Annotated in this window: 16 protein-coding genes and 1 tRNA gene; 10 read left to right on the top strand and 7 right to left on the bottom strand. The window is 70.0% G+C overall.

The window, feature by feature from the left end:
• Positions 1–131: 131 nt before the first annotated feature.
• Positions 132–266 (top strand): hypothetical protein, encoded by a 135-nt coding sequence (locus tag L0H79_RS13450; RefSeq protein WP_301485128.1) that lies wholly within the window; start codon positions 132–134, stop codon positions 264–266.
• A 151-nt stretch (positions 267–417) separates the two neighbouring features.
• Here L0H79_RS13450 and L0H79_RS13445 read toward each other — a convergent pair whose 3' ends face one another.
• The 5 genes from L0H79_RS13445 to L0H79_RS13425 all read right to left on the bottom strand — a co-directional run bounded on the left by L0H79_RS13445 (position 418) and on the right by L0H79_RS13425 (position 5,337).
• Complete coding sequence (locus L0H79_RS13445; RefSeq protein WP_301485127.1) at positions 418–1,743, bottom strand: AarF/ABC1/UbiB kinase family protein; 1,326 nt, start codon at positions 1,741–1,743, stop codon at positions 418–420.
• Between the two features lie 102 nt (positions 1,744–1,845).
• A complete protein-coding gene (locus L0H79_RS13440; RefSeq protein ID WP_301485126.1) occupies positions 1,846–2,721 on the bottom strand; it encodes a hypothetical protein in 876 nt (291 codons plus the stop codon).
• A 156-nt stretch (positions 2,722–2,877) separates the two neighbouring features.
• Positions 2,878–3,039 carry a DUF5679 domain-containing protein gene (locus tag L0H79_RS13435; protein ID WP_301485125.1) on the bottom strand — a complete coding sequence of 54 codons (162 nt, stop codon included), beginning with the start codon at positions 3,037–3,039 and terminating at the stop codon, positions 2,878–2,880.
• Between the two features lie 139 nt (positions 3,040–3,178).
• Positions 3,179–3,724 carry an NUDIX domain-containing protein gene (locus tag L0H79_RS13430; protein ID WP_301485124.1) on the bottom strand — a complete coding sequence of 182 codons (546 nt, stop codon included), beginning with the start codon at positions 3,722–3,724 and terminating at the stop codon, positions 3,179–3,181.
• Positions 3,725–3,789: 65 nt separating this feature from the next.
• Complete coding sequence (locus tag L0H79_RS13425) at positions 3,790–5,337, bottom strand: zinc-dependent metalloprotease (RefSeq protein ID WP_301485123.1); 1,548 nt, start codon at positions 5,335–5,337, stop codon at positions 3,790–3,792.
• Between the two features lie 142 nt (positions 5,338–5,479).
• Here L0H79_RS13425 and L0H79_RS13420 point away from each other — a divergent pair, with 142 nt between their 5' ends.
• Entirely contained in the window at positions 5,480–5,908 is a 429-nt protein-coding gene (locus L0H79_RS13420) for a molybdenum cofactor biosynthesis protein MoaE (RefSeq protein ID WP_301485122.1), read from the top strand.
• Positions 5,905–7,053 carry a PDZ domain-containing protein gene (locus tag L0H79_RS13415; protein WP_301485121.1) on the top strand — a complete coding sequence of 383 codons (1,149 nt, stop codon included), beginning with the start codon at positions 5,905–5,907 and terminating at the stop codon, positions 7,051–7,053. Before L0H79_RS13420 ends, L0H79_RS13415 begins: the two co-directional genes overlap by 4 nt.
• Before the next feature lie 10 nt (positions 7,054–7,063).
• Here the strand turns inward: L0H79_RS13415 and L0H79_RS13410 are convergent, their stop codons facing one another.
• Positions 7,064–7,612 carry a PPA1309 family protein gene (locus L0H79_RS13410; protein ID WP_301485130.1) on the bottom strand — a complete coding sequence of 183 codons (549 nt, stop codon included), beginning with the start codon at positions 7,610–7,612 and terminating at the stop codon, positions 7,064–7,066.
• 105 nt (positions 7,613–7,717) lie between these two features.
• On the opposite strand from L0H79_RS13410, the gene L0H79_RS13405 reads away from it, so the two are divergent.
• Both L0H79_RS13405 and L0H79_RS13400 read left to right on the top strand, forming a co-directional pair.
• On the top strand, positions 7,718–10,720 hold the full coding sequence (locus L0H79_RS13405) for a UPF0182 family protein (protein WP_301485120.1): 3,003 nt from the start codon (positions 7,718–7,720) through the stop codon (positions 10,718–10,720).
• Between the two features lie 99 nt (positions 10,721–10,819).
• Positions 10,820–10,896: transfer RNA gene (locus L0H79_RS13400), tRNA-Met, on the top strand.
• A 106-nt stretch (positions 10,897–11,002) separates the two neighbouring features.
• Here the strand turns inward: L0H79_RS13400 and L0H79_RS13395 are convergent.
• Positions 11,003–12,289 carry a tyrosine-type recombinase/integrase gene (locus L0H79_RS13395; protein ID WP_301485119.1) on the bottom strand — a complete coding sequence of 429 codons (1,287 nt, stop codon included), beginning with the start codon at positions 12,287–12,289 and terminating at the stop codon, positions 11,003–11,005.
• Between the two features lie 343 nt (positions 12,290–12,632).
• Here L0H79_RS13395 and L0H79_RS13390 point away from each other — a divergent pair, with 343 nt between their 5' ends.
• From L0H79_RS13390 to L0H79_RS13370, 5 genes are all read left to right on the top strand, one after another.
• The gene (locus tag L0H79_RS13390; RefSeq protein ID WP_301485118.1) at positions 12,633–12,854 is read left to right on the top strand and encodes an AlpA family transcriptional regulator; all 222 of its coding nucleotides are present in this window, start codon (positions 12,633–12,635) and stop codon (positions 12,852–12,854) included.
• 2 nt (positions 12,855–12,856) lie between these two features.
• A complete protein-coding gene (locus L0H79_RS13385; protein ID WP_301485117.1) occupies positions 12,857–13,447 on the top strand; it encodes a hypothetical protein in 591 nt (196 codons plus the stop codon).
• 317 nt (positions 13,448–13,764) lie between these two features.
• A complete protein-coding gene (locus tag L0H79_RS13380; protein ID WP_367652471.1) occupies positions 13,765–15,573 on the top strand; it encodes a DUF927 domain-containing protein in 1,809 nt (602 codons plus the stop codon).
• Positions 15,570–15,842: an SWIM zinc finger family protein gene (locus L0H79_RS13375; RefSeq protein ID WP_301485116.1), complete on the top strand. Its 273-nt coding sequence runs from the start codon at positions 15,570–15,572 to the stop codon at positions 15,840–15,842. The genes L0H79_RS13380 and L0H79_RS13375 overlap by 4 nt, the downstream gene beginning before the upstream one ends.
• Before the next feature lies 1 nt (position 15,843).
• Positions 15,844–16,227, top strand: coding sequence for a hypothetical protein (locus L0H79_RS13370; protein ID WP_301485115.1), 384 nt, complete (start codon positions 15,844–15,846; stop codon positions 16,225–16,227).
• The last annotated feature ends 121 nt before the right edge of the window (positions 16,228–16,348 follow it).

Raw genomic sequence — 16,348 nt, 5'->3', positions numbered from 1 at the left:
AGGACCCGACCGAGCGCCGGCGAGGGAGGCCCGCAGCGGCGGGAAGAGGCGCGACAGAAGGTATGAGCGCGCCGGCGCGACCATCCGTGACCGAACCGAACAGACCAGGACCATTCCGTCAGGAGACAGCGATGCACCAGCTCGAACTGCTGGCCCGCGACCGAATCGACCAGCGCATCCACCGACGCGACCGCAGCGGAATCCGCCGCAGCGCCCGGTTGATCACCCTGGAGATCCGCCGCAGCCGTCGTCACGCCGACCAGTGACGCACCGCCCCGAGGAGCGAGCCAGAACCAGTCCATTCCAATCCAGCCAGCGAACCGCGGGTGACGTGAGAAGTCGCCCGCGGTTCCGTCTGTTCGGGAGCGTCAACCGCAGGCCCGGGCCGGCCCGTGCGGGGCGAGCCGAGGGCCGGCGTCAGGGGCCGAGCGGGGGCAGGTGCGCGCCGGGCAGGTGGGCGTTGACCGCTTCACGGCCCCGCACGGTGCCACCGAGCTGGCTCAGCACACCGATGCCGCCACCCCACACCCGATGGATCAGCAGGTACTCCGGTGGCAGGTTGAGCTTGTAGGCGACCGCGAAGTTCGGTTGCCGTGGGTCGTTGATGTGGGTGAAGACACTGCGCAGCCAGGCCCGGCTGAAGGTGAACGTGTCTATCCGTAGGGGCGCCAGGAACGGTTCGAGGAACTCGAGCAGCGCCTGCGGGTCGAGGTCGATGTAGGGCCGGACGAAGCCGGTGTCGCGCAGCCCGTCGAGCAGCGCCTCCGCGCCCCCCTCGAGCCCGATCGTGAGCAGCTGGCCGATCTCCGGCGGCATCCCGTCGGGGAGCCGCTTGACCGCGCCGAAGTCGATGACGCCGAGCCGGTCGTCCGGGGTGATCCGGAAGTTGCCCGGATGCGGGTCGGCGTGCAGCAGCCCGGCTCGCGACGGCCCGGCGAAGAGGAACTCGAGGTAGAGCTGGGCGGCGCGGTCGCGTTCCGCCTGAGTACCCTCGGCGATGAGGTGCGAGAGCGGGACGCCCTCGAGCCACTCCGAGACGATGACGCTGCGGTGGCCCTCGACGACGTGCGGCACGAGGAACTGCGGGTCGTCGGCGAAGGCCTCGGCAAAGGTCTCCTGCGCGTCGGCCTCGAGGCGGTAGTCGAGCTCTTCGGCCATCCGGTCACGCAGCTCGTCGAGGATCGGCCCGAGCTCGATGCCCGGGACCCAGCCTGCCGCGACCCGCGTGACCCGTGAGATCTGGCGCAGGTCGCTCATCAGGGCTGTGGCCGCGCCGGGGTACTGGATCTTGACGGCCACCTCGCGCCCGTCCGCCCACACGGCGTGGTGCACCTGGCCGATCGAGGCGCTGGCTGCCGGTGCGTCGTCGAAGTGCTGGAAGCGGTCTCGCCAGCCCGCCCCGAGATCCTCGGCGAGCACCCGGTGCACGGAGGTGGTCGGCATCGGGGGTGCGCTGTCCTGCAGCTTGGTCAGCATCGCCCGGTAGGGTCCGGCGAGGTCCTCGGGCAGGGCCGCCTCGAAGATCGAGAGGGCCTGACCGAACTTCATGGCACCCCCCTTGAGCTCGCCGAGGACCTGGAAGAGCTGTTGCGCGGTGCGGGCCTGCAGCTCTGCGGTCACCACCTCGGCCGGACGGCCGCCCAGCCGTTTGCCGATGCCCAACGCGGTGCGCCCCGCGAACCCGAGCGGCACGGTCGCGAGCTTGGCGGACCGCACCACCGCACGCCGGGGCAGGTCAGTCATGTGTCCACACCCCGATCTCGGCGGCTCTGCTGGTCCTCACCAACCGAGCCTAGAACACGTGACGCACGTCACCGCGTCGGGCAGCGGCCACGCCGCGTCGGGTCAGGCGACCCCGACCTCCTCCCCGCCGTGGTGGTGGCACCGAGGGTGGCGTGTCCAGCGGCGATGGTCGACGCGCGGCCACGGGGCTCGCACCTCGAGGGTGAGCCCCACCGGCGGTACCTGCCCCGAGAGGACCCCGAGGACGAGCAGGGCCACCCCGCCGGCGACGAAGGGCACGGCACCTGGAGCCAGCAGCTCCGGCGGATGAGTCCCGGGTGTCACCTGGGGCTGGTCGCCCGCGAGCTGGTGCACGACCGCACCCCAGGCCTGGTCTCGGTCGGTCCGGTGCAGGTCGACGCACCACAAGCAGGGACTCGACGCCTCACCCCCGACGACGGGGCCGATGGACACGGCACAGCCATGTGGCACGACCGGCAGGTGCGGCACCCGGTGGTGGAACCACACCTCGGCACAGCGGGGGTCGAGGGCCTGCGCGCCGACCAGGAGCACGAGGTCGGGCCGGTCGCGGGCCGGGTCGGCGAGGACGAGGTCGACGGCGGTCCCGCCCTGCGTCACGCGGGTCACCCCGAGCCGGCCGAGCAGGAGCCCCACCTCGAGGGCGAGTGGTCCGGCGCCGTCGACGAGCACATGCCGGCCCGGTGCGACGTGCGGGTGTCGAGGCTCCGGCTCGAGCAGGTCGAGCCGGACCACGAGATCGAGCAGCTCGCGCCACCGGGTGACGGTGACCCCGGCGTCACGGGCGTCGCCGAAGGTCTGTGCCCGAGAGCGGCTGCCGTCCAACGACCGCAGCAGCCCGGCCTCGGCGGGTGTGACGCCGGTGACGATGATGCCGTCGTCGGCGAAGCCGAACTGGACCTCGTGGCCGCCTCTCATGATCGGCCGCAGCCAGGGTTTGAGACGAGGTCGGTCGGACATGGGCGCTCCCGGATGGCTGAAGAGTCGGCTCTGAGCCATCAGACTGGCAGGTCAGGCGAGCCGGTCGTCGGCGTCATCCACAGGCCGGGGACGGGCAGAGGGGCGGAACCGCGACCGGATCCCGCCCCTCCGACGATCGAGACGCCGTCGAACCCTTCAGGCCTTGCCGAGGATGCGGTTGAGGTTGGTGCCGCACACGGGGCACTGGCCCTTGGCCATCCGGCGGCCGTTCTCGGACACGACGACCCTGCCCTCCGCCTCGCGCTTCTCCTTGCACTTGACGCAGTAGAACTCGCCCTTGTATGTCTCGTCAGTCATTGGCGTCTCCTTGTTGCTGGCACCCATCGGACGGGTGCGGGACTTGGACAACCCTAAGGCACGCTGAGCACGAAACCGTGATCGGTCGTGCGTGGGCGCGTCCCTCCGGACGGGGCTTTGGCCACGCACCCAGGCGTGGTCAACAGCACGGCACGCCCGCCGCTGGTGCCGGCTCGGCGCGAAGGTGGGCTGTGGCGGCGGCAACGAGCGCCCCGAGGTCGGCTGCCGCTCCGGGAGGGAGACCGTTGACCGGCCACCACCGAACGTCGGTCGACTCGTCGCCGACGCTGGGCCTGCCCATGGTCGGCGCAATGGCGGCGAAGCGCACGTCGAGGTGCTCGCGGCACGGCCGGAAGGAGGCGGGCAGCACGTGGCGGTCGAGGTGCACGACGCCCGGGCGCACGTCGAGGTCGGCCAGGCCGCTCTCCTCACCGGCCTCCCGGGCCGCGGCAGCGTGGACGGTGTCGTCGCCCGACTCCAGATGGCCACCGAACTGGAACCACGCCCCGGCCTTGCGATGGTGGGTCAGCAGGACCCAGCGCAGTCCCGGGTCGAGGACGACGACTCCTGCGGTGAGGTGGGCTGGGTGGCCGTCGCGGCGCAGGCTCGACCCGCCCCGCTCGAGATGCGTGAGGAACTCGTCCCGCAGACGGGTCTGCCCGGAATCGGGTGGGTCCCAGCGCATCAGCAGGCTCGCGGCGTCGGAGCACAAACGGGTGTATGCCGCTGTGCTCGCTCCTGCGGGCCGGTTCACCGTGGGGCGTCGCCCGCCCCATCGGAGGTGTCGGAGTCGGGCTCGTCACCAGGCTCGGGCTCGTCGCCGGGCGCTGCTCCGGGCGCCTCGGACTGGGCCGCCTCCTCGAGGATTCCGCGCAGCACGGAGTCGAGGTCGGCGCCGAGCCCGTCGCCGGTCCCGGGCTCCTCGGCGTGGCCGGTGGCACGTTCGACGAAGCCGATGGGGTCGTCGAGGTCGGCAGCCGTCGGGGCGAGATCGGGGTGTGCCCACCGGCCGTCGCGCAGGGTGGCGCCGCCGGCATCCTCGAGGGCGGCCCAGAGGTTGGCCGCATCGCGGAGGCGTCGGGGCCGCAGCTCGAGACCGACGAGGCCGGCGAAGGTGCGCTGCGCGGCACCTCCCACCCGTCGCCGCCGGATTGTCTCGGCGAGCGCCGCCGACTGCGGCAGGTGTCGCACCGTCGTACGCGCGGTGACGTGGTCGACCCAGCCCTCGGCGAGTGCCAGGAGCGTCTCGAGACGCCCCAGGGCGACCCGCTGGGCGGGGGTCGGCGAGGGGGTGAACAGGTTGCCCTGCAGCGCTGCGCGCAGCGCCTCCGGGTCGCTCGGGTCGACGCTGGTCAGGGCGGACTCGATCGCGTCGGTGTCGATCGTGATGTTGCGGGCGTACTCCGAGACGGCGGCGAGCAGCTGCGGTCCGAGCCAGGGCACCTCCGAGAAGAGCCGGACGCGGGCGGCCTCGCGGACCGCGAGGTAGAGCCGCACCTGGGTCTCGTCGATCTCGAGTGACTCCGACAGGGCGTGGACGTTGCCCGGCAGCAGCGCGACCAGGCCGGGCTCGGTGATCGGCAGGCCCACCTCGGTGCCGGTCACGACCTCCGTGGCGAGCGTGCCGACGGCCTGGCCGAGCTGCGCGGCGAACATCTGCCGGCTCAGGTTGCCCAGCATCGGCGCCCACTGTTCGAGCATCTTCGTGGGGTCGAACCCCGGGGGCAGTCCCGGTGGGGTCTCGTCACCGAATGCGCCCGGGCCGAACTCGCCCATCTGCTTGCGCAGGGCGGCCGACGTCGCCGCGGTGACGCCGTCGGAGACCGGCTCGACGAGCTCGAACCAGCGAGGCATCGTGGACTCCACCCATTCGGCGCGGCTCAGCCCGGCCGCTCGCCACTGTGGCGCGGACAGGGTGGTCTGCTCGTCCAGCCAGAGCGTCGCGACCTGGACCGCGTCGCGCACTGCTCGTGCGGCCGCGGCATCGTGGACGTCGTTGCCCTCGGCGGTCATGACGTGGCGGCGGGCGGTCTCGACGGCGAGCTGGAGCGCACCGGTCGGGGACTGCTGCGCCTGCATGAAGGTCCGCAGCTGGGCCTGCATCGCGGCCTTGGTACGGGGGTCGTCGGGGTCGACTCCCATCGAGCGCATGAGATCGGCGAGCTCCGGGTTCTTGGCGGACTCACCGAGGACGTGCTCGAGCATCGCCCCGAGGTCGCTCGGGTCGAACCCCGGAGGGAAGTGGAAGGGCTCGTCGTCGCCGGCGTCCCACGGTGCGGGGTCGCGGTCGTCTGCCATGGTGCTCCTCGGTGGATATGGTTCCTGATCCAAGACAACCACGGAACGACCCGCAGAGTTCCCCCGAGCGGCGCCGAGTCCTACCCGGGGCGCCGCCCCGGCAGGAGGCGCGGGTCCGGGCGCCGGGGCCACGCCACATACGATGACGTCTGTGACCGTCACCCTGGCCGAGATCCGTGAGACGCCCCTGTCCGTCGACGAGGTGTTCCGCAGCGTCTCCGACCCGCGGGCAGGGGGGATCTGCCTTTTCGTCGGCACGGTCCGCGACGCGGACCACGGCAAGGGGGTCGAGCGCCTGGACTACTCGGCGCACCCGCAGGCCGGCGACCGGACCAGACAGCTCGCCGAGCGTCTCGACGGGCAGGGTCGCACGGTTCGGATCGGGGTGCTCCACCGGGTGGGTGCGCTGGCCATCGGTGACCTGGCCGTCGTGGTGGGTGTGAGCGCCGAGCACCGGGCGGAGGCGTTTCAGGTGTGCCAGGCCCTCATCGACGAGCTCAAGTCGACGTTGCCGATCTGGAAGCACCAGCGGTTCACCGACGGCGTGGACGAGTGGGTCGGCCTGCCGTGACGGCACCTGCCGGTCCTGCCGGGGACGGGGGGCCTGGTGCCGACGAGAGCGCTCCCGGCGACCCAGCCGCCGGGGACGCTCCCGCGGCGAGACTGGGGCGCCGGCACGTCGCCGTTCTCGTCGTCTTCTTCCTTGCCCTCTCGGCGGTCGTGGTCGGGTCTGTCGTGCCGCTGCCCTACGCGATCCTGAGTCCGGGGCCGACCTTCAACGCCCTCGGCGAGGAGCGGCTGAACGGCACGACGAAGCCCGTCATCGTCGTGCAGGGTCGCCGGACCTACCCGACCGAGGGCTCCCTGCGCTTTCTCACCATCCTCGTCAAGGGAGGGCCCGGGTACCGCGTCGACGCGTGGGACCTGCTGGGTGCCTGGGTCGACCCCGCCCGCGACATCTACCCCGTGGACCAGATCATCGACCCGGACGCGAGCAAGCAGGAGGTTGCCGAGGAACTCACGATCCAGATGCAGGGCTCCCAGCAGGAGGCCAAGGCTGTCGCGCTGCGTGCTGTCGGTGAGACGGTGCCGACGTATGTCGTCGTCGCACAAGTGCTCGACTCGTCCAAGGCCAAGGACCTGCTCAAGCCCGGGGACCGCTTCGTGAGCGTCGACGGGGTGGCGGCGAGCGACCCCAAGACGATTCGGGACGCGCTCCAGGGCGTCGAGCCCGGGGACCCCGTGGCGATCGAGATCATCCGGGCCGGCGCGCACCGGACCGTCGAGGTCCCGACCATCAGCGGGAGCGGGGGGCGGACGGCGATCGGCGTGCTGCTCGGCGTCGAGCACGACTTCCCGGTGACCGTGACGATCAACGCCGGCGACGTGGGCGGCCCCTCGGCCGGGCTGATGTTCGCGCTGGCGATCTACGACAAGCTGACTCCCGGCTCCCTGACGGGGGATCACGCCGTAGCGGGCACGGGCACGATCGACGAGCAGGCGCAGGTCGGACCGATCGGTGGCATCCACCAGAAGCTGATCGCGGCCAAGGACGCCGGCGCCACCTACTTCCTGGCACCGGCGGCGAACTGCCCCGGGGTCGTGGGGCACGTGCCGGACGGTCTCCAGGTGGTCAAGGTGAGCACCTTCGACGAGGCGGTCAGCGCCGTCGAGGCCATCGCTCGCGGCGCCGCTGGTGGCCTGCCGCACTGCTGAGAGCAGCAGGTCAGGGCTCGAAGGTCGCCTGGAGGGCGGCGACGAGGCCCGGGGCGATGTCGGGTCCGGTCGCGACGGCGTCGTCGGAGTCGTGGGCGCGCTGCCGCAGCAGACAGATCGCCCGTCCGTCACGCAGCACCGCGGTGAGCAGGCGCACGTCCTGACGGGACGGGTGCGATGCGAGGGCCTCGACCGCCTCGTCGGGGCGGGTGGGAAGGTCGCGCTCCGCCTCGGGCGGCACGACCATCCGCTCGACGGCGAAGGCACAGCCGTCGACCTCGTCCGGCCAGGCGATCCGACCGATGAGGGTCTCGACGGAGCTCGTCGCTTCAAGGCCCTCCTGCTCGACGGCGGTGAACGAGCCGGGGGCGAGGTCGGCCTCGCGCATCTGCGCGCGAAGGTGTGGCTCCCGGGCGAGGAGCGCATCGGTCCGGACGAGCGCGAAGAGCCGGGCCGGCTGGTCCCAGCCCCGAACGGCGACGTGGCGCTCCGTGTCGAGGGCGACGAGGGCGAGGGGGTCCGTTGTGGGTGTCGACTGCACCCGACCATGGTGACCCATCGCGCGGCCCCCCACCGTCGTCAGGGGCACGGCCGGGACGGAGTCTCCCTTGGGTCGGGTTATCGTTGCCGCGTACCGTCAGCGCTACCCTGAGGCAGCCACACCGTGAGCGACAGCGACTTCAGCCCCGGCAGGGGTTCCTCCGGCGACCGCGGATCGGGCGGCGCGTCACCTGCCGCGGTGGCCCCTCGGCCCTCGCGCAGCCCGCTCATCACTGCCCTGGTCATCGGGGCTGCGGTCATCCTCGTGCTGACGATCGTCGCCCAGTTCTGGACCGAGGTCCTCTGGTACGAGTCCGTCGACTTCGTCGGCGTCTTCCGTACCCAGATCGTCACCCGGCTGCTGCTCGGGATCGTCGGCGGGCTCATCATGGCCGCCCTCGCCTGGTCGAGCATCCACATCGCCTACCGGGTCCGGCCGATCTACGCGCCCTCACCTGAGACGCAGGCGATGGAGCATTACCGAGAGCTCGTCGAACCGATGCGACGGACCGCGACCATCGCGGCGCCGCTGGCGTTGGGACTCTTCGCCGGGCTCTCGGCGGCGACCCAGTGGGAGACCTACCAGATGTGGGTCAACGGGCAGTCGTTCGGCAAGAACGACCCCGAGTTCGGCCTCGACATCGGCTTCTTCGTCTTCACCCTACCTTGGGTCAACTTCGTCCTCGGGTTCCTCACGATGGTCCTCGTCGTAGTGATCATCGCAGCCGCCTTCACCCACTACCTCTACGGCGGCATCGTGGTCGGTGGCCACACCCGCTCGACGCAGGCGGCGCGGGTGCACCTGTCGATCCTGCTCGCCGCCCTCGTCCTCGTGCGCGCCGTCGCCTTCTGGATCGACCGGTACAACCTCGCGACGGCCCAGTCGACGCGGATGACCGGCATCCAGTACACCGAGGCGCACGCGGTGATCCCGACCAAGGCGATCCTCGCGGTCGCGGCGGTCATGTGTGCGATCCTGTTCGTCAGCACCATCTGGACCCGGTCGTGGCGGCTGCCGATCGTCGGAGTGGCCGTCCTGATCGTCTGCGTCATCGCCGTCGGAGGGATCTACCCGGCACTGGTCCAGTCGCTCAAGGTCAAGCCGTCGGAGAAGTCGCTCGAGGTGCCGTACATCGATCGCAACATCAAGGCGACCCGGGCGGCCTACGGCTTCGACGAGGTCAAGGTCCAGTCCTACGACACCAAGACCGTGGCCTCGCCGGGCCAGCTGCGCGGCGACGCGGCGACGATCCCGGGCATCCGGCTGATCGACCCGAACATCGTCAGCCCCACCTTCAAACAGCTCCAGGCGAGCAAGGGCTACTACCAGTTCCCCGACGTGCTCGACGTGGACCGCTACATGATCGACGGGACGCTGACCGACACGGTCATCGCGGCCCGCGAGATCGACCTGACCGGCATCCCGGAGGGGCAGCGCAACTGGCTCAACGACCACACGGTCTACACCCACGGCTATGGGGTCGTCGCGGCCAAGGGCAACACCCGCGACGACGATGGGCGGCCCACCTTCTTCGAGGGGCAGATCGGCCGGAAGGGAGCGCTCGACCCGTACCAGCCGCGGATCTACTTCGGCGAGAACTCGCCGGAGTACTCGATCGTCGGAGGCGGCAAGAAGGAGTTCGACTACCCCGACCCCACCGGCACGGGAGAGATCACCAACACGTATGACGGCAGGGGCGGGGTGCCGCTCGGCGGGATCAACCGGCTCGCCTACGCGGTCACGTACAAGGAGCTCAACTTCATCCTGTCCGACGCGGTGACCGCCGACTCGAAGATCCTCGACCACCGCACCCCCCGTGAGCGAGTCCAACGGGTGGCCCCATGGCTCACCCTGGACGGCAACGCCTACCCGGCTGTCGTCGACGGCAAGGTGCTCTGGATCCTCGACGGCTACACCACCTCGGCGTCCTACCCCTACTCGCAGATGACGACCCTCAACGTGGTCACCGAGGACGCGGTGACGCGCACGAGAGAGTCGGTTCGGGCGGTCCAGGCCGGGCAGGTCAACTACGTGCGCAACTCGGTCAAGGCCACCGTCGACGCCTACGACGGCACCGTCAATCTCTACGAATGGGACCCGACCGACCCGGTGCTCAAGGCCTGGATGTCGATCTTCCCCGGCACCGTGAAGCCGCTGTCGGCCATCAACGGCGCGTTGATGCAGCACCTGCGCTACCCCGAAGACCTCTTCAAGCTCCAGCGCACGCTGCTCTCGAAGTACCACGAGACCGACGCGGCGACCTTCTTCACCGGGCAGACGTTCTGGCAGGTGCCCGACGACCCGACCCAGGCGGGTGTTTCCCTCAGCCAGCCGCCCTACTACCTGTCGCTGGCGATGCCCGGAACGAAGAAGCCGTCGTTCTCGCTGACCTCGACCTTCATGCCGGCGGGAGACCGCAACGTGCTGACCGGATACCTCGCGGCCGACGGTGACGCCGGCTCGACCACGGGTAAGAAGTCTCCCGACTACGGGAGCCTCCGCCTGCTCGAGACGACGGGCGGTACCGTCAGCGGGCCCGGTCAGGTGTTCAACGACATGCGAACATCGGGTCAGACCTCCAAGGACGCATCTCTCGGCGGCCTGACGTTGGCCCAGTTCATCACCACGACCGGAAGCCAGGGGGCCTCGACGGTCATCTTCGGCAACCAGCTGACGCTACCCGTGGGTGGGGGGCTGCTCTACGTCCAGCCGATCTACGTGCAGGCCAAGGCCAGCGGGTCCTACCCCCTGCTCTCGGCCATCGCCGTGTCGTTCGGGGCCAAGATCGCCTGGGCGAGCTCCCTCGACGGGGCCCTCAACGACCTCTTCGGCGGATCCTCCGGCGCCGAAGCGGGAGACACGGGCGCCGTCTCGCCGCCGAACCCGGCAACGCCGACCGGTGGGGCCACGACGACGCCGACCCCGAAGCCGACCACCACGGGCACCCCCGACCAGGTCGCGCTCGCTGCCGCCCTCAAGGACGCCGAGGCTGCCTACACCGCCGGGGAGGAAGCGCTCAAGAGGGGCGACTTCGCGGCTTACGGTGAGGCGCAGGCCAAGCTGAAGAGCGCGCTCGAGCGGGCCGTCAAGGCCTCACCGCAGGGGCTCGCCACCAAGGCGCCGTGATCGGGGCCGACCTCTCACCACCCGCCACCTCAACCCGCGGCTTGGCGCCCGAGGCGATTTGGTCTTTCGCTCAGGGTCCCGTAATCTTGGATCTACCGACGCGGGGTGGAGCAGCTCGGTAGCTCGCCGGGCTCATAACCCGGAGGTCGCAGGTTCAAATCCTGCCCCCGCTACCAAGAAAGGCCCCCTGACCAGCGGAAACGCTGATCAGGGGGCCTTCGTCATGTCCCTAGAATCGGCCACCTACGCGCTAACCTACGCGCTAGGGATAGGAAATCGCCCTCAGACCGCCCTCAGGTGCGGCTTGCGGGCCATCGCTCGGGCGACAGAGGTCAAGTCGGTCAAATCCAAGTAGTGAGCCCGGTTGACCTGCTCGGTGTGGCCGAGCAGCGCGGCGCGGACTTCGACAGGCACGGAATCAGCGGTGAGGCTGTTCAACGTGGTCCTCCAGCCATGGCCACGGAACGACCTCCGCAGCAGTTCGATCCCGAGGGTGTCGGCCATCTCGACGTACAGCGCCGACGTAGCCTTGTCCCTCGCCCTGGGCTCCCAAATCTTCCCGCCATCCGCCGGGGCCGAGACGACGTACACGTCGTCTGGTCGCTCCGTGTGTCGCTGTCGGAGGTGCGCTGCGATCTCGCCCACCACCGCCGCACGGCGCGGAGCCCGCGTCTTAGAGCGCTCGGCAGGGACAGGCACGATCATCGTCTCGCCGTCGTCCTCGACCTCCGCCCACCTGAGGCTTGTCGCCTCCGAGGCTCGGAGGCCGGTCCCGGCCTGGAGCAGGATCAGGTCGCGGGCACAGCGCCACTTTGCGGGGGAGTACCGAGAGTTGCGGGCCGGGTGCTTGGGCCTGGGCTTGTTCGGGTCCGTAGGAGCGTCTGTGCCGCGCTCCAGGAGGTTGTCCACGATCTGCCAATACTCGGCATGGCTGAGCGCCTTTTCCGTGTCCCTCTGCCCTCCGTTGCCCTTGTGCTCGCTGTGCAAGTCGATCTGCCTGCCACGAAGGGGGTTTGCAGCGATGATCTCCTCGTGGTCGGCCAGCGGGTCCAAGACATACTTGCTGAGCACAGAACGTGACTGGTGCGCGGTCTCACGACCGTGGGTCCGGGCAATGTCTTGTAGGACAGCCACGAGCCGCTTTGTCTTGGCTGCGTCCAGGATGGAGTACCCACGCAGCGTCTCGCGGTGCTGGTGCTCCGCGCTATCGCATCTCCCGGCCAAGAGGCGGGCGACGAGCAGGTATCGACTGACCGAGTTCGGTGCGAGTTCCGCCTGCTCGATCCTGGGCACTGTCTCGCGCTCGATGTAGGCAGTGATGGCGTCACCTGGCCCCCAGGTGGAGTCTGCACTGGTGGTGAGCAGGCGCTCAGCGGTGCGCCGGGCGCGAGCGCGGCACTCGCCCTTCGTAGGTCCCTGGGTCCTCCGCCGTACCAGGCGTCCGTCGTGCAGGCGCGTGCTCCAGTCGAGCACGTATGCAGCGACGTCTGCCCGCCAGGTCGGCGTCGTTCGGTCGATGCTGGTCTGGCCGGGGAGCAGCCGCGTCGTGGCTGCCCGGCGCTTCGTCACCGTCTTCTCGCTCATATCTAGAGCGTAGATCTTATGTGGGTTCAAATCAACTACGTAGGGCCGTGCGCGTGTCGTGCTGGGACGGGACGCCAAACCCCGGCAAAAAGTGGTGCCCCTGACGCTGCGGGTTGCAGGGACGGCGCGAGTCCTTGCGAAACCACGTCTGTAGCCCGCCCGAATAACCCTGCACCTGGGAAGTTTTTCAAGAATTTCGATTGATAGACGAATGCCCTATTCTCCAGGCATTTTGTCTTAGTGAAGCACCCAAAGAATGCAAGAGTAACGCGCCTCTCGGCTTAGTGAAGCAGTTGTTTTGCCTGGTCAAAAGGCTTTTCCTGGAGGTATGAAACAGGAAGAAACACACGCCCTCGTTGGAGCGCCGCACGACGCACTTCTGAGCGGTCACGAAGCCGCCGCGTGGCTCGGAATGAGCGAATACACATTGCGCCGCTGGCGCTGTCAGGGACGAGGCCCGGCCTGTGTGCGCGTCGGGAGGCTCGTCCGTTACCGCGTGAGCGACCTGGCCGCGTGGGCAGAGGCTCATGCACAGACCATCGAGGGCTGACCATGAGCATCCCCGACCCGTGGTCGCACCCCTTGCTGCGCCGAATCGCGAGGGCAGGGCATGACCTCACGCCGTGCGATAGGGGCTACACGCTGCCGTGCCCCGGCTGCGATGCAGAAGAGCGCCCCAGTGGGCTCTTCGAGAGCGACTCCGAAGCCAACTACGCGAGCACCACGCTCGCACTGTCCGAGGATCGCCAGCGGGTACGGATTCGGCGCTGCTCGGGTGGGTGCTCGGCACTACGAATCGCCGTCGCGCTGAATCTCGAAATCCGTGATTTCGAGCCCTGGGACGTGCCTGCGCCTGCGCCCGCACCTCCGGAAGTGCCCCAGTGCCCGAAGCCGTCGCGCCCCTCGGGGTCTGAGTCCTGGCAATCCGACGCGGACACCTACTCGGCTCTCCGCGCCTGCGTGCAGGCAGTGCTGGACGCCCCTGCGGGAGACCGGACGCGCGTCGTGCGCGAGCAGCACGAGGCCGCTCTGGCGATCCCCGGTCTGCCCGCTGCCAGGGCGCATGGAGCGATCAGCGCCGCAGCGAAGGCAGCGGGTATGGGCGAGGCCGAGACGACGCGCGTGCTGGAGGTGTGGGTCTGATGGTGAAGCCTGACGAGATTATGGCCGCTGCCGGAATGCAGCCGCCCACCGAGGAGGAGCCGACCACGACGGCGACCGCTGGTGGGGCCGGGACCTGGTACGAGGCACGCGAGAGTGGGCTGTACCTGGTGCGAGAGCGAGAGGGGCGCGACGGCGAGGTCGAGGTCACCGCTACGCGTCTGACGAACTTCACGGCGCGCATCGTCGCCTCGACCGAGGTGGACGACGGTGCCGAGGTGCAGCGCCGTCTCGACATCGAAGCGACCGTGGCCCGGCGGAAGCGCACGGCGAGCATCTCCGCGTCCGAGTTCTCTCGGATGGACTGGGTGGTGCCGGAACTCGGCCCCAGTGCGATTGTCGAGGCCAGCCGTGGGGCCAAGGACCACACCAGGGCAGCGATCCAGGCTGTTTCGGAGCCTGCCGAGGTCCGCGTGCTGGGTCAGACCGGCTGGCGGCAGATCGACGGCCAGTGGACCTACTTGCACGCGGGCGGCGCCATCGGAGCGCATGGCCCCGTGGACGGCGTGGAGGTCGATCTCCACGGCACCCTCGGCGGCTACACACTGCCGAAGCCCGGCGGCGTCGAGGACGTGCGCGCGTCGCTCGGCATGCTCGACGTGGCCCCCGACCGGATCACGCTGCCGCTGCTCGCAGCGGTCGTCCGCGCACCTCTCGGCGGAGTGGACATGGCCGTGGGCCTGCACGGGCAGACGGGCATCGGCAAGTCCGAGTTGGCCGCGCTCGCGCAGCAGCACTACGGCTCGGTCATGGACGCTCGGTCGCTCCCGGCATCCTGGTCGAGCACCGCGAACTCCCTTGAAGAGCAGGCGTTCCTCGCCGCCGACGCGCTCCTGACGGTGGATGATTTCGTGGCCGCTGGGTCGCCTCGCGATGCTGACCGGCTGCATGGTGCTGCTGACCGTCTCATCCGTGGCGCGGGCAATGGCTCGGGTCGTGGTCGCATGGCGAAGGACGGCACTCTGCGGGCCGCTCGCCCGGCTCGCGGGATGATCCTGGTGACAGGCGAGGAGGTGCCGCGCGGGCAGAGCCTCCGAGCCCGCATGATGGCGCTGGAGGCTCGACGGGGCGACGTGGACTGGGATGCACTCAGCAGCGCTCAGCAGCACGCCGCCGGAGGAACCTACGCCGCCGCCCTCGCGGCGTACCTGCGCTGGCTGGCCCCTCATCTCGATGACGTGCGCGGACGCCGAAGCGAGGAGATTGCCGCGCTGCGCGGCCAGGTCTCCGCTCTGCACCGCCGCACGGCCACCGGCATCGCCTCGCTCGCATGGGGCTGGAAGGTCTGGCTCCGGTTCGCCGTCGAGGTCGGCGCGATCACCGATGAGCAGCGCGACCGACTCTGGGAGCGTGGGTGGACGGCGCTGCTGGCCGCTGCGGAGGCTGCGAATGCCGCCGTGGGCGAGACCGACCCGGCCAAGCGCTTCCTGGTGCTGATCGGCTCAGCCGTCGCTTCGGGGCGTGCGCACGTCGCCGCTCGCGACGGCGGCTGCCCGGCATCCGACCCCGGCGCGTGGGGCTGGCGCTCCCGTGACGGGCTGATGACGGACATGGGCGCTCGGATCGGCTGGACCGAAGGGGAAGACCTCTGGCTCGATCCCGAATCGGCGTACACCGCTGCGAAGAGCGCGGGCGAGGGGCTGAGCATCGATCTGGAGGCCCTGCGGTCGCGCCTGTCGGACGGCGGCCTGCTCCAGAGCCATGACCCGAGCGGAAAGACGGGCGTCCGGGTGCGTCTCCAGGGCCGACAGCGCCGGGTGCTGCATCTGCACACGGACGCTCTGGGAGAGGCCACAGAGGTGAGACACCGGGGTGTCTCAGGGGTGGCACAGGGTGACTCAGGCCGAGACACCGTGAGACACCACCGAGACACCAGGGTGTCTCAGGGAGAAATGCCTTCTGACCAGGGGGAATACCACCTGAATGCAGGTGAGACACCTGAGACACCCTGGAGTGAGTACGTGACGGAGGATTCCGGTGATTTCGGGCCTCTGGAGGGGCTGGAGGGGGCTGAAACTGGCTCTACGGGTGCCTATACCCCCGCACACAGTGCCCAGCGTGTCTCGGGTGACTCGCCCGCCCGGCAGCGCGTGGGGGTGGCCCGATGACCACCTACACAAATGCCAGCGATGCCCTGCTCGATGCCCTCACCCGCATGGAGGTCACTCGCCTTGGCGATGTCACCGAGGCCGAGGTCATGGGCAGCAGCGGGACGTACCGCGTCCGGCTCCAAGGCCGCTCGTGGACCTGCTCGTGCCCCTCCGCCGTCTACACGGCCCGGCGCACCCGCCCCTGTAAGCACGCGATGGCCCTGCGCATCCTGCGTGACGCCCTCCCAAAGACTCCGCGCTCAGCAACCACCGATGAAAGGAAATGACATGAACACCCGAACCTTCCCCGCCCTCGCAGCCGCCGCCGCGATGCTGGCCCTCACCGGGTGTGCCGCACCGCCCGCACAGGCGGAGCCCTCCACCTCCTGCACGATCTACGTCTCTTCGTACGAGGGCGCGACGACCGCCGAGGCGCTGGACAGCCTCGTCGCGGCGACCCGCCTGGCCGAGCCAGACGCCGAGGTCGTCGTCCTCCCGCACTCGCAGCGGAGCGCCGCTGATCTGTTGGCTGCGGACGGGGGCGGCTCAGGCGGCGCGCACGTCTCGAACGTCCTGGATTCCGTCCCTGTGCTCTTCATCTCTCCGGGCAACATCCTCGGCACGAGCACCTACCTGGTCGGGCGCACCCCGACCTGCTCGGAGGGCGCATGACCAGCCGGGCCTCGTCAGCGGCCAGCGCCGGGGTCTGGCCCCCCGGGCTGGCCGTCCCTCCGGGGCGCCGGGGTACCGGCGTGTGCCGGCGCGTCCGCACCCCGGCCCAGGAGGCGGGGAC

This window comes from Intrasporangium sp., assembly GCF_030452765.1.
Taxonomy (GTDB): domain Bacteria; phylum Actinomycetota; class Actinomycetes; order Actinomycetales; family Dermatophilaceae; genus Intrasporangium_A.
The sequence above is the reverse complement of the archived record's forward strand: the minus strand, read 5'-3'. Positions and strand labels throughout refer to the sequence as shown.

What these genes read in the sequence shown, in the direction of transcription:
- L0H79_RS13385 (WP_301485117.1), top strand. Translation starts at nt 12,857, where the DNA reads ATGAGCATCCCCGACCCGTGGTCGCACCCCTTGCTGCGCCGAATCGCG.
- L0H79_RS13370 (WP_301485115.1), top strand. Translation starts at nt 15,844, where the DNA reads ATGAACACCCGAACCTTCCCCGCCCTCGCAGCCGCCGCCGCGATGCTG.
- L0H79_RS13375 (WP_301485116.1), top strand. Translation starts at nt 15,570, where the DNA reads ATGACCACCTACACAAATGCCAGCGATGCCCTGCTCGATGCCCTCACC.
- L0H79_RS13435 (WP_301485125.1), bottom strand. Translation starts at nt 3,039, where the DNA reads ATGACTGACGAGACATACAAGGGCGAGTTCTACTGCGTCAAGTGCAAG.
- L0H79_RS13430 (WP_301485124.1), bottom strand. Translation starts at nt 3,724, where the DNA reads ATGCGCTGGGACCCACCCGATTCCGGGCAGACCCGTCTGCGGGACGAG.
- L0H79_RS13420 (WP_301485122.1), top strand. Translation starts at nt 5,480, where the DNA reads ATGACGTCTGTGACCGTCACCCTGGCCGAGATCCGTGAGACGCCCCTG.
- L0H79_RS13450 (WP_301485128.1), top strand. Translation starts at nt 132, where the DNA reads ATGCACCAGCTCGAACTGCTGGCCCGCGACCGAATCGACCAGCGCATC.
- L0H79_RS13380 (WP_367652471.1), top strand. Translation starts at nt 13,765, where the DNA reads ATGGACTGGGTGGTGCCGGAACTCGGCCCCAGTGCGATTGTCGAGGCC.
- L0H79_RS13410 (WP_301485130.1), bottom strand. Translation starts at nt 7,612, where the DNA reads ATGGGTCACCATGGTCGGGTGCAGTCGACACCCACAACGGACCCCCTC.
- L0H79_RS13440 (WP_301485126.1), bottom strand. Translation starts at nt 2,721, where the DNA reads ATGTCCGACCGACCTCGTCTCAAACCCTGGCTGCGGCCGATCATGAGA.
- L0H79_RS13390 (WP_301485118.1), top strand. Translation starts at nt 12,633, where the DNA reads ATGAAACAGGAAGAAACACACGCCCTCGTTGGAGCGCCGCACGACGCA.
- L0H79_RS13425 (WP_301485123.1), bottom strand. Translation starts at nt 5,337, where the DNA reads ATGGCAGACGACCGCGACCCCGCACCGTGGGACGCCGGCGACGACGAG.
- L0H79_RS13445 (WP_301485127.1), bottom strand. Translation starts at nt 1,743, where the DNA reads ATGACTGACCTGCCCCGGCGTGCGGTGGTGCGGTCCGCCAAGCTCGCG.